Below are 12,830 nucleotides of genomic sequence, written 5' to 3'. Positions count from 1 at the left end.
ATTTCACAATAATTTTATAGATTTATGATTTTCTATAGAAAACGTTTACTGTTTTCTATATTTAAAAAAAAGAACTTCGCAAGAAGTTCAAGAGTTTAACCAATCGATGATCATTTTTTTTGCTTGAGAAATAGATGATATTTCCTTCTTTTCTCCTAAGATATACTCGCATACATCTTTCCAATCCTCTAACGCATACAGTGTTTCGTCAATATCTAAAATATATTCTCTGTATACACATAGAGCCGTCTTATTTTTAAGGTCTGATATATAATGTGCTTTACAATGCTTTGCTAAGTGATCCAATAATTTCAATTTCATATATACCTCCATGCATAAAATTATACATTTTGATACGTAATAAGAAAAACGGATTGATTGGGATAAAGGAAGAAAAAGGAAGAAAAAAAGACAAATTGCTAAAAAATCAAGATGTCTAAATAGCTATACCTTTTTAAATTTCTATATGAATTATAACATATTTCACAATGATGTATATGTATTTTTACATAATATTCCAATTTTATATGGTACCTATAAAAAACACAAAGGATTATACATAATCTTACGTTAATGGGAAGAATAATGATATGAGGTGATAAATATGGATTCCTTTTGGATACAAAATGGCACAAAAAAAGAATATCCTTCTCTTCAAAAGGATATTGAAGTAAATATTGTTATTATTGGAGCTGGTTTAACTGGGTTAAGCACTGCTTATTATCTTTCAAAAAGAGAAAAGGATATGATACTAGTAGAAGCAGATACCATTTGTTATGGCGCAAGTGGTAGAAATACTGGAAAACTAACTGCACAACATGGTCCCGTTTATAAAGAGTTAATGAAGAACTATGATGTAATGATTGCGAAACAATATTATCATGCGAATATGGAAGCTATTCGTTCTATGGAAAGTATTATTAAGGAACATAATATTTCTTGTGGATTTAAACGGAGTGATACAATGTTGTACACAAGAGATAGCAATATGGTGAGTGAACTTCAAGAGGAATATCAGGCTTATTTAGATATTGGCATCGATTGTAAATATGTTGAAGATGTTGGAGATTCCTATAAGATAGAAGCGGGATTGATTATTCATAATCAAGCAAAATTTGATCCATATCAATATGGAATTGGTTTAAGTAATATCTTAGATGAACGCCATATACCTATTTATGAACATTCTCCTGTAAAAACGATGGTAGAGCGTGGTGATCATTCGTATGAACTTCATATTAATGATTATCATGTACATGCCCATTATGTCATCTTTGCATCACAGTTTCCATTTATTGATCACGCCCATTTCTATTTTACAAAAATGTATTGTGAACAAGAATCCATTGCTTATATGGAAAACATCTATAATCAACCAGAAATTATGATGGTCAATATAGAAAAACCGTTACACACCTACAACATTTATAAAGATAAAATTATTGTTGGTGGTAACTCTTATAAAAGTGGACAGGCACCTGAAATTACACATACAAAATTCATGCGAGATATTCGAACGTTATTTCCAAAGGAAAAAGTAGAATATGTTTGGTCTAGTCAGGATTATATTACATTTGATCATATTCCCTTTATTGGTAAACTAGATAAGAAGGATGACCATGTGTTATTTGCGAGTGGCTTTAACAAATGGGGAAATAGCACAAGTAATATCGCAGGTAAATTATTAAGTGCCTATGTATTAAAACTACATTCTCCTTATCATATGTTGTATTCTCCACAGCGTTTATCTTCTCTATTTACTATTCCTTTCGTAAAGGAAAACCTTAATGTAGCCTATGAATTTATCAAAAGTAAGTTCAAGTATGAAGATGATGAATATCCAATGTTAGAGGAAGGTAAAGTCATGCAGATTGATGGACATTCTTATGGAGTGTATCGAGATGAACACGATGAACTCTTCATCATTGATATTACTTGTCCTCACCTTGGATGTGTCTGTTCTTTTAATTCTGTAGATAAGACTTGGGATTGCCCATGTCATGGTTCTAGATTCTCATTTAAAGGTGATATTATCAAAGGACCTGCGACACATTGTTTGAACAAATATGGAGAGGGTTTAAATGAAATTGATCCCCATATATTAAAATAAAGGGTTGTGCTCACAACCCTTTTGTATTGTCTTCTATATACGTTTCTATCTTTTCTTGAATACTTTGAAATTGCTGTTTTGTTGTTGGGTTTTCAAAGGTATACATTGTTCGTAATGTTTGATAATTTCCATGTTGTTTTACAAGTTGTATACTCTCCACAAAGTGGATATCAAACAACAATGCAAGATGAGAGATATACATATCCAAAGGTGTTTTGCGCTTTTTTGCTAAAACACTTTTTTCTTTCATTACATCTTCATATACTTCTTTACTTATCGTTTCCTTTTTTAGTTGTTGTGGATTACATTGAAACAATAGTTCACAACTCTCCTCACAATCCACTCGAAAGATATCAATTTTATCCGCATCTCTAATGAGATTGACATAGAGGAGTTCCTCTTGTGTTAGGTTGTCTTCAATCACAAATCGATTATGATTTCTTATAGCTGTATAGATAATTTCATCGTATATATCTTCTTCTATAAATGAACGAAGAAATTGTTGTTCTTGTAAGATGCGTATACCTAACAATGCATGATCTTCGCTTTGTGAATCCAAAAATGTTTGATACCTTCGTATTTGTTCAAATCGCCCTATATCATGTAGCCAACCAATCAATTCCGCAAGATCTTGTTGTTTTTTGGTTAATCGCAAAGACCTAGCGATTTGCCTACATAGTTGGGCTACTTTCTCAGTATGGATTACTTTTAATAAAATCTTTTCATCTTCTAAAGAATAGTCTTTCACATACTCATGAAATGCTTGTTTCGCTATCTCTATATTCATCGAAGCTTCCTACCTTTTTAAATAAGTAAATACCTAAGCATAAGGCCAATGCTTCCGCAAACGGAGTGGTCAACCATATACCCGCTAAATCTACCGTTGGAATAAGAATCACAAACCCTAATAGAATGAATAAGAATCCTTTACATAATGCAATCACTGTCGCTACATTTCCTCTTTCTATCGATTGGAAATAATACATCATAATCGTAATCGCAGATAAACATACTAGGCATAAAAAATATAATCGTATGCCTTCTGCCCCCAATGCTATTAAACGCGTATTTCCACTCGCAAAGATAGCCGCAAATTCTTCTGCAAATAAGAAGAAAATACCATAGGTAATCACAGAAAATATTGCGCTACATACTAAGGATAATCGTAGTACTTGTTTTACACGCGAGAAATATCTTGCGCCATAATTTACAGACATAATTGGTTGTGCTGCTTGCGCAAACCCGTTTAATAACCCTCTACAAACATATGCAATATTCGTTATAATTGCAAATGCCGCAAGGAATAATTCATCCGCAAAGTATAAAATTATCATATTAAACACAATAACGATACATGCCGCACTAATTTCCATAACACCACTACCAAATCCGTTTCGAAACATTCTCTTTAATAATTCTATATCAAAGAAATTCTTCGTAAACTGTACGGTATTTTTCTTTTTCATGAAATGAGGAAGTACTCCAACGATAACTAAAGCTGCTCCAATACAAGTCGCAATGGCAGCTCCCATCAAGCCCATATCCCATTCAATAACAAATACATAATCCAATACAATATTGGTGATATTTCCAAATAAGGTTGCTTTCATAGCGGTAGAAGGCGCATGATCAGCACGCATCAACACACTACAAGAGTACATAGGAATAAAAATGATACTAGAGGCAAGGATAGGTACCATATATTCACGTGCATAAGGCAACAGTTCTTTTGAACTTCCAAATGCCATTGCTATTTGATCACTAAACACTACACCTAAAATAGAGGCAAGTGCACCAATCACTAACATACATACGACACTTAATGTAAATGCTTTATTACGTTTATCAAATTGCTTATTTCCTTCCGCAATGGACATCACAGTAGCTGCCCCTACTCCAAAACATACCCCAACTGCCGCAAACAAAGAGTATAGAGGCATCGCAATATTTAAGGCAGCTAATCCTACACTCCCTGTACCTTTCGATATAAAGAACACATCTGCCAAACAATACATAGAACTAGATAACATGGCAATTAAGGTAGGTACTAAGTAATGCATATATAACTTACGAACAGGAGCTTGTAACATCATACCATCTTTCATAAAGAACACTCCTTCTGTAGTAAGTTTAAAATGTCTTCACATTCTTGTTTTGTTTCATTGGTAAAAACGCATAAGAATGAAGAGATTCCCTGGTGTTTTGCATTTTGATAATCTTGCATATAGTTTCTTGGAGTTTCTTGTAATATATGCATGCGACAATCTTCATCGCACATAATTGGATAGGTTTGTTTCTTTAAGTCGGATAGTTGATAGTTTGCTTTACGACAAAGTCCACAATTCTTTTTATCACTATCTTTTTCAACTGCGTTGATACAACAATACTCACTTATCATAAGTTCAACACGTCCATAAATTGGATAGATAAAGTTTCCTTTTTCTTGATAGTTGTCTTCATATTGTTGCACTATTTGTATGCACTCTTCTAAACTTAATTCCAAAGAGAAACATACCCCGAACGCATGACGTTCAAATAAGAAACGTGCATACGCATGATTGGCTACATTTAAAGATGTATCACAAATACAATTATGTTGTTGATACAGTCCTCCACTCTCCTGAATCATACACAAAGATGTCTTAGGATATTCTTTTTTCATGACTCTGGAAGTTCTAGGATAAACTCCTTTTTCATCTCTTAGTTTTTGATACAAAGTATCTCCATCTACAAAAATCATAGGCATGTTTGCTTCTTTACAAGCAAGGTATTGTTCCATCGTGTGCACAACTACAAGAACTTCTGGTAGCTTTTCTTGTTTGTTTAGATTCGTAGGTTGACCCGTTGTACATACTTGACGATTTGGGTTACAAACTTTTCTCTGTTCTTCTAACTGTGACAAAGCATCTCTACGCATTTGATTGATTTCTTTGATTGGAAGGATACAAGTATGATCCATATGAAATTCTATTTGTAGAAAATCAAAGGGTGTATCTTTGCTCTTTCTAAGTTGTGCATCTAAACGTTCTTCATCCAATGGTGTATGATTCGCTTTTACACATGGTATCGTGCTTTCTACAATGACTTGATTTCCAAGTTCGTCCATCACTTCTAATTGAGCAAACTGTTCACAGAATGCCTTAAAGCTTCCATATACAGGTACTCTTCGTTTTCCACCTTCATATGTTTCTTGTAATTGTTTTAATTGCTTTACATCACTTGTTTTTACTACGACACTTCCCTTTTCCACAAAGAATGTCTTATCAATTTCAATAATATCCTTACCATCTCCATGATTTACCAACAACCCATTCTTATAGATACGATTGATACGAAACCCTTCATCATTCTTTGAAGATAATATACGAATTCCATCTCCTTGATACAATGGCTTACTTAACTGTATGCTTACTTTATCTTTACGGAAATCAATTACTTTTCCAATTTCAATCCCCATATGATTTGGTCGATTGAAATTCATTAAATCACTTCCCATTTTATGAAATAAATGACCTGCACTAAATCCACGATGAAAAATCTTTTGCATATCTTCTTCGATCGTCGCATCCACATGAAAAATTGTTCCTTCATAATATGCATCGATGGCTTTACGATAGGTAGAAACCATAAGGGCTACATATTCTGGACGTTTCATTCTTCCCTCAATTTTAAAAGAGGCAATACCCGCTTCTATTAGTGCTGGTACTTGTTTGATGGAGTTCAAATCTTTCGGACTCAACAAATACTTTCCATTCGCTTTTACACTATGCACTCCAGTATCATCGATTCTCTCTAAATCATATTGCATACGACAACTCTGTGCACATTCTCCACGGTTCCCGCTTCTTTGTTGTGTCATGGCACTCATTAAACATTGTCCGGAATACGAAATACATAAAGCCCCTTGTACAAAGACCTCTAAATCCATTCCTAGTTTACTATATTGTTGAATTTCTTCAATGCTAGTTTCTCTTGGTACGACGACTCTAGCTGCGCCTAGTTCTTGTAGTAAGTGTATTCCTTGTGGATTATGTATATGCATCTGCGTAGAGGCATGAAGTTCAAAATCTGGAAAGTGTGCTCGTATCAATTGAAACAATCCTAAATCTTGGATAATCAACGCGTCTACATCCGCATCTTGAAGTTGTTTTACATATGTTAAACAAGCTTCTATTTCCTCTTCTTTAATCATCGTATTTACAGTCACAAAAACACGCACGCCATAAACATGGGCATACGCAACTGCTCGCTTCATCTCTTCTTCATCAAAATTGTTGGCGAATGCACGTGCCCCAAACATCACACCACCTAAATACACCGCATCACAACCATTTTGTACGGCTGCTTGTAAGGCTTCAAAAGAACCTGCTGGTGCTAATAATTCTACACGTTTCATACTTATACTCCCCTTCTAAAATTCCGTGGTTTACAAATCGTTTTCATAACTGTTGAAACCAACAAAATTCCTAATACCAATATACCCGCTATCGCAATTGTATCAATCCCTGTTGTTAAGGCTTGCATAGCATTTCCTTGAATAGCTTGTAACATGGTACGATACATTCCTCCTCCAGGTACTAAAGGAATCAAAGCCGCAACTAAAAATGTAGTTACTGGAGTCTTACAAACACGCGCAAATATTTCAGAATATAAAGACAGGGCAATAGAACCCCAAAACATCGACATCATTTCAGACATTTGCATATCCAAACATACATGATAAACAATACCACCGATGGCTCCACCAATTCCCGCAAGGATTAATTTTTTTCCCTTTATATTGAATAGGATTCCAAATCCTAAAGTTGCTAAAAATGAACCAATTATAATTTGTATCATCTTACATACCTCCACTTATGCCAATGGACATACTTAAAACAAAACCAATTCCAGCCGCAATCGCAACTGCCGCAATCACTGCTTCTACGCCCCTAGACACACCAGAAAGATAATCTCCCGCCACAGTATCACGTATCGCATTGGTAATTGCTAAACCTGGCACCAACAACATAATACTAGATATTATCATAATATCCACAGGTGCTTCTTTAAATAAAGCGTGAAAGATTAACGCAAAGAAAGCCCCAATCCCTGCAGAAACAGCATTGGTAAAAAAGTTATTAAATGCATGATGTTCCATAAACCAACTCATGGATTTGATTGCCATACCAATCACAAAGGAACATACTGCCACAATGATATTTCCTCCAAAAAACAACGCAAATCCAAACGCACTCAATGCGCCAAAAAATAATGTTGGTAAAAAAGAATAACGTTTCTCATCCGCAATCGCATGCAACCTTGTTTGAAGTTCTTCGATTGTAAAGGATGATGTTGCGGCTTGTCTTGATAATTCATTTATTTTGTCAATGCAGTTTAAATCTACTCCATTGTTGCGTACACGAAGAATTTTAGTATGGGTAGTTTTATTCACAGTGATGGATAACATAATACCCGTTGGGGTCACAAAACTTTCTGCATCTTCCACCTCTGGAAAACTAGTACAAAGTCGTACCATGGTTTCTTCTACTCGATATATTTCTGCCCCATTTTGGATCAACAGTTTCCCAGCATAACTGCACATCTCTAATAGTTGATTTGTATTCATATTCTTCGCCTCGCTTACGCTATCAAGTATATCGAAAAATAGCTAAAAAAGAAAACAATTTCTGCATTATTTTCATTATTTTGAAGACAAATCGTACAACCATGGAAATTCTTACCTTTTTCTACTATAATAGGTAGTAGAAAGCTGGGGTGAGCTTATGAATCGTAAGGTTATGATCATCATGAATCCAAAGGCGGGTAAAGGAAATGCAAAATCTTCTTTGTTCACGATTTGTGACAAGTTCAATGCGATGCAAGATCATGTGGAAGTCTTTGTGACGCAGTATGAGCACCACGCTACCAAACTTGCCAAAATGCATGGAGAACAATTTGATATTTTAGTTTGTATGGGTGGAGATGGTACATGGAATGAAGTCATTAGTGGATTATTAAGTATAAAGAAACGACCTGAAGTATGTTATTTACCAAGTGGAACTGTGAATGATTTTGCGTCTACTTTAAAACTTTCAAAGAGTGCAAGTAAAATGATGGAGCACATTGAAGAATACAATCCGTTCCCTTGTGATATGGGCAAATTTAATAAGCAGTACTTTACGTATATCGTTGCCTTTGGTATCTTTACAGAAGTGTCTTATAATACTCCTCAAAACATCAAGAACACCTTTGGCAAAGTTGCCTATTTTCTAGAAGGCTTTAAACAACTTACAAGAATACCAAATTATCATGTTAAGGTTGAGGTAAACAATGAAATCATTGAAGATGATTTCATATTTGGAAGTATTACCAATTCCAAATATATCGCTGGCTTTTCTTATGTAAGTGCTAAGGATACAGAATTGGATGATGGTCTATTTGAAGTCATGCTCATTCGTAGTCCTAACAATCCCATGGATGTTCAAGCCATCATCGCAGCTTTACTAAAACGAGAGGTTAATGAAAAATGGATGTATTTCTGTAAATGTAAAAGTCTACGTATATTATCAAAGCAACCAATTCCTTGGACATTGGATGGTGAAGATGGTGGTGAAACCACCGAATGCACCATCACCAATCTCCATAAAGCAATCACGATTCTCATCTAACCAGAAAAAATACTTTCTGGTTTTTATTTACTTTCTTCTCTTAATAGGATATACTCTACTTATAAATTAAACACTGTTTAATTTATAAGTAGAGGTACACATATGCGCATAAAAGATGAACAACAAATAGAGAAGAAAAAAGAAGAAATTCTATCACACGCCAAAACCATCCTTCTTGAAGAGGGAATCGATCAATTGTCAATTCGTAAGATTGCGGCTCGAATGAAACAAACCCCTGGCATTTTATACCATTACTTCGAAAACAAAGAAATGATTTTAACACGCATTGTTGAAGATGGATATCAACTCATTCTACAAAGCATCCAAAAGAATAGAAATGTTGAGGATTTACAAGAGCGACTCCTAGCAACACTTACTTCTTATATGGAATGTATGTGCGAACAAAAAGAACTATTCTTATTATTGATGAGTAGTAAAGACCCCAACATTAGAATGCGCGTAGATGTACTCAAAGAAGATGCAATCGAACGTCAAAGTATTCGTTTTTTATGTAGTGAACTTGAAACAGGCGTAAAGAGTGGCATCTTTGAAATTGAAGATTGTTATCGCAAAACACAGTGGGTATGGTGTGCCACCTATGGAGTCATCTCTCGCATCATTCAAGAACAAATAACAGACGAGCAAAAGAATCTCCTAATAAAGGAACATGTGACTTCTATTTTGAAATCACTAGAAAGGTAACTTATGAAAACATTAATTATATACGCAAGCAAACATGGCGCAACAAAAGAAATCGCACATCTATTAGCAAATAACTCCTGTGATATTAAGGATATGAATGATAAAGATATCGACTTGTCATCTTACGATAACGTTGTACTTGGTTCTGGCACCTATGCCGGAATTCTTGATAAACATATGAAGGAATTCATAAAAACACAAGAAGAAACTCTACTACAAAAGAAGCTTTACTTATTTATATCAGGACTAAGTGGAGATTCTTCTTCTATGGATAAAGTATGTGCAGAGAATATTCCTGCAAATATACTAAGTCATATCACCTACAAAGATCATTTGGGTGGAAGACTCAATATGCCAGATATGAATCTATTTGAAAAAACACTGATTAAAATGATTAACAAAAAAGGGCATTTCTATACCCCTGAACAAGCAAAGGATAACATTGATTTCATAAACTATGAACACATTACCACCTTTATTTCACACATGGAAAAATGATTTATAAAAGGATTGAATATTTCACTATTCAATCCTTTTACTTACCTATACTCAAATATTGTGTTCTCTATTTACAATATGAACCAACTCTGTTTTTGTATTTATTTTTAATTTTGCATATATGCTTTTCAAATGCGTTTGGACAGTATTAATACTCAACATGGACTCTTCTGCAATTTGTCGTGTTGTCATATTACCTGCATATTTTAACATGATTTCTTTTTCCTTCTTCGTTAATAATGCAAACACAGGAGATTCTTGGTCTGTATTAGTTTCATCACGAAGCATCTTTACGATTTCTTTTTCAAAAGGAGTGGTCGCTTGAAATTTTGTCATAAGTACTTTTAGATGAGGAGCCAATTCTCTAAAAATCGTTATCAAATGATCATCTTGAGCAAGCTTACATGCTTCATGAAGTCTTTTGATTCCCTCTTCTTCTCTACCTAAATGATAATACCCTATCGATATAAATATTCTAGCATATAATAATCCAAAGATATGCATTTGTTCTCCATATGCTCTTTCCAATATATTACAATAGTATTCTACCTTTTCATATCGTTTTGTACAGATTTGATAGAAACATAAAATAATAAACGAAATCATACTTGATTCGTACAATAATTGAGGATAAAGTAGTTTCTCATTCTTGATCCAGTTAGAAACATCACGAACATTCCCTTGTAACAAATGAAGATACGCTTGTGCACAATCTATTTCACTTTGTAAAATTGGATTATCACACTTTTGATATGTAGTTTCAAGTTCCATTACCATTTCCTGAAGTAATATACTATCTTGTTTCAAAATAGCATAACGTGCCTTTAAGAAAATAGAACATATTTCAATACTCACTTGTTGATATCTCAAAGTATCTAAGTACGCAGCTTGAGACAATTCAAGTACATGATCATAATCTCCTGTTTCAAATGCATACTCTGCCCTTACTTGATAATCTCCTCCACCATTTGCTCCATTTGTAAAATGTATCATAGTAGGTAAACGCTCTATAACTTCATCTACCAATTCTTTCATCTTTCCAGACTCACGGTGATATAAATAAAGGATATGATAACTACCAAACGTAGCTACTTTAAAAGGATATGCAAATTTTGATTTTCCACCCTTGAATGCACGAGCAGCACAATCAAAATCATCAAACATTGCATGTGCATCGTTATAATTCGAAAATGCATGAATAAAGTAGTACTCACCTAACAGTTGATCTGCATCACCTGCATATTTCCCGTGTTCTACATCTTCTTTGAACTCCATTAACAGATGCATTCCATGATGGGTTTCAATATTCGTTACGGTATCCAAAATGTGAGCAAGATACATATATGGATATCTATATTTGTATTCCATAGGCATTCGTCTAAATACATCGACCATTAATGATGGAGCTATATCCATATAACTAAGTTCATAATGAAGCGTCAATAATTGCGTAATACCTTCAAAATCATTACATTCCAAATACATTGAAATAGCTTGTATCGGATCATTGTTTTCTGAAAACCATTTCGCTATACGTTGATAAATACTTTGAACATCTAATTGAGATTTATAAAGTTGTATTTTTAAGAAATCTTTTAGTACACCAGAAATTGTATAGCCTTCACTCGGTGATCCATGAACAAATAGTTGATTTCTTTCCATCTGTAAAATCTGTTGGATCGTTTCTTTGGACTCGCATAATGCATATAATTGTTCTAGAGAAAATTCATTTAGAATACTCAAGTACAACAAGTCTTTCTTTACAAGATCATCCAAAGCATTATAATATGCATCTTCAATGAGCAAATTTATATTTTTTGTCTCTGTTAGTATACAATTCCTCTTCAAAGTAAGTAAAATAAGTTCAATGGCCGCAATCCAACCATCACTATATGACAAAATAGAATGAATCTTTTCTCTCGTGATTTCGATTTTTTCTTTTGTGCAAACCTCTTTTATTTCGTTGTATGTCAAACGAAAATCATCTGTTTTTAAGAAACTAACACGTCCTTCATATTCTTCTACAAAATCGTTGTGTAAAGAATCACATATAAGAATCAAACGAAAACAATAAGGATTTGTATTCGCAAACAATGATACTAATTTTTGAAACTTTGGCTTTGTCCCAGTGATTCCATCGATAACGATGTAAAAATTCCCTCGAATTTCTCTACTATACAAGTACAAAACATTCGATAGTTCCTCTTCTGTTTCTGGAATTGGAAAAGAAGGAATAGATTCTTTCAAATGCAATGCGACTTTTAACTTCTCTTGAAATAATTGCCATTGCCAATCTTCATCCGATTCCATCACGATATGAAACCACACACTAACCTTGTCATGCTCGTTCAAATAGCGTGAAATTAGGGTGCGTTTACCGAATCCCTTAGGTGTATACACAATTACCAATGGATTAGTTAATGCATCTTCAAACTTTTTCGTAGTCGCTTTACGCGCTATATACTGCATAATTACACTCCCTTTAGATATCAATTTGATACTTTGAAACTCTCATTGTAACTATATTTTGAGATTATTGATAACATAATTATGTCATATAAAATCACATATGTACATCACATGTTTATGTGATGTAGGAGGTATTTTTTGCCAATTTAGATATACAAGGTCAAATTATTCTTTAGATACGTTATGTATTTTATCTATAACGAAGAGCTTATTTATACCTAAAAAGATTATCCATACATCAACAGTTTCCACATTTTAAAATTCATAAATAATGATTCTTCAAAGCATATAGCATCAACTATCTACAAGTAAATATGAACGAATACACAACGGTTCAATGGTTACCTGATGTCTAAAATTGAAAAAAGATGAAAAAGTTTTTACACTTGATCATCTTTTTT

General features: G+C 33.8%; 11 protein-coding genes. 4 read left to right on the top strand and 7 right to left on the bottom strand.

The window, feature by feature from the left end; genetic code table 11:
* Positions 1-87 precede the first annotated feature (87 nt).
* A complete protein-coding gene (locus ACWG42_RS01550; RefSeq protein ID WP_455789735.1) occupies positions 88-321 on the bottom strand; it encodes a hypothetical protein in 234 nt (77 codons plus the stop codon).
* A 283-nt stretch (positions 322-604) separates the two neighbouring features.
* Here ACWG42_RS01550 and ACWG42_RS01545 point away from each other — a divergent pair, with 283 nt between their 5' ends.
* On the top strand, positions 605-2,110 hold the full coding sequence (locus ACWG42_RS01545; protein ID WP_455789734.1) for an FAD-dependent oxidoreductase: 1,506 nt from the start codon (positions 605-607) through the stop codon (positions 2,108-2,110).
* 10 nt (positions 2,111-2,120) lie between these two features.
* On the opposite strand, the gene ACWG42_RS01540 is transcribed toward ACWG42_RS01545, so the two are convergent.
* From ACWG42_RS01540 to ACWG42_RS01520, 5 genes are read right to left on the bottom strand one after another with little or no spacing between them, the layout of a single operon-like run.
* Positions 2,121-2,897 (bottom strand): HD domain-containing protein, encoded by a 777-nt coding sequence (locus ACWG42_RS01540; RefSeq protein ID WP_455789733.1) that lies wholly within the window; start codon positions 2,895-2,897, stop codon positions 2,121-2,123.
* Positions 2,863-4,215 carry an MATE family efflux transporter gene (locus ACWG42_RS01535; RefSeq protein ID WP_455789732.1) on the bottom strand — a complete coding sequence of 451 codons (1,353 nt, stop codon included), beginning with the start codon at positions 4,213-4,215 and terminating at the stop codon, positions 2,863-2,865. The genes ACWG42_RS01540 and ACWG42_RS01535 overlap by 35 nt, the downstream gene beginning before the upstream one ends.
* A complete protein-coding gene (locus tag ACWG42_RS01530) occupies positions 4,212-6,506 on the bottom strand; it encodes a DUF3656 domain-containing U32 family peptidase (RefSeq protein WP_455789731.1) in 2,295 nt (764 codons plus the stop codon). The genes ACWG42_RS01535 and ACWG42_RS01530 overlap by 4 nt, the downstream gene beginning before the upstream one ends.
* A 2-nt stretch (positions 6,507-6,508) precedes the next feature.
* Positions 6,509-6,949, bottom strand: coding sequence for a threonine/serine exporter family protein (locus ACWG42_RS01525; RefSeq protein ID WP_455789730.1), 441 nt, complete (start codon positions 6,947-6,949; stop codon positions 6,509-6,511).
* A 1-nt stretch (position 6,950) separates the two neighbouring features.
* Positions 6,951-7,718, bottom strand: a complete 768-nt coding sequence (locus tag ACWG42_RS01520) for a threonine/serine exporter family protein (protein WP_455789729.1) — start codon at positions 7,716-7,718, stop codon at positions 6,951-6,953.
* 157 nt (positions 7,719-7,875) lie between these two features.
* On the opposite strand from ACWG42_RS01520, the gene ACWG42_RS01515 reads away from it, so the two are divergent.
* From ACWG42_RS01515 to ACWG42_RS01505, 3 genes are all read left to right on the top strand, one after another.
* Positions 7,876-8,760: a diacylglycerol/lipid kinase family protein gene (locus ACWG42_RS01515; protein WP_455789728.1), complete on the top strand. Its 885-nt coding sequence runs from the start codon at positions 7,876-7,878 to the stop codon at positions 8,758-8,760.
* 102 nt (positions 8,761-8,862) lie between these two features.
* Positions 8,863-9,462, top strand: coding sequence for a TetR/AcrR family transcriptional regulator (locus tag ACWG42_RS01510; protein ID WP_455789727.1), 600 nt, complete (start codon positions 8,863-8,865; stop codon positions 9,460-9,462).
* 3 nt (positions 9,463-9,465) lie between these two features.
* The gene (locus ACWG42_RS01505; protein WP_455789726.1) at positions 9,466-9,960 is read left to right on the top strand and encodes a flavodoxin domain-containing protein; all 495 of its coding nucleotides are present in this window, start codon (positions 9,466-9,468) and stop codon (positions 9,958-9,960) included.
* Positions 9,961-10,011: 51 nt separating this feature from the next.
* Here ACWG42_RS01505 and ACWG42_RS01500 read toward each other — a convergent pair whose 3' ends face one another.
* Positions 10,012-12,429: a helix-turn-helix transcriptional regulator gene (locus ACWG42_RS01500; RefSeq protein ID WP_455789725.1), complete on the bottom strand. Its 2,418-nt coding sequence runs from the start codon at positions 12,427-12,429 to the stop codon at positions 10,012-10,014.
* Between the last annotated feature and the right edge of the window lie 401 nt (positions 12,430-12,830).

Source organism: Amedibacillus sp. YH-ame10, from assembly GCF_053848885.1.
Note: the sequence above shows the minus strand (reverse complement) of the source record. Positions and strands in the feature narration are given on the sequence as shown.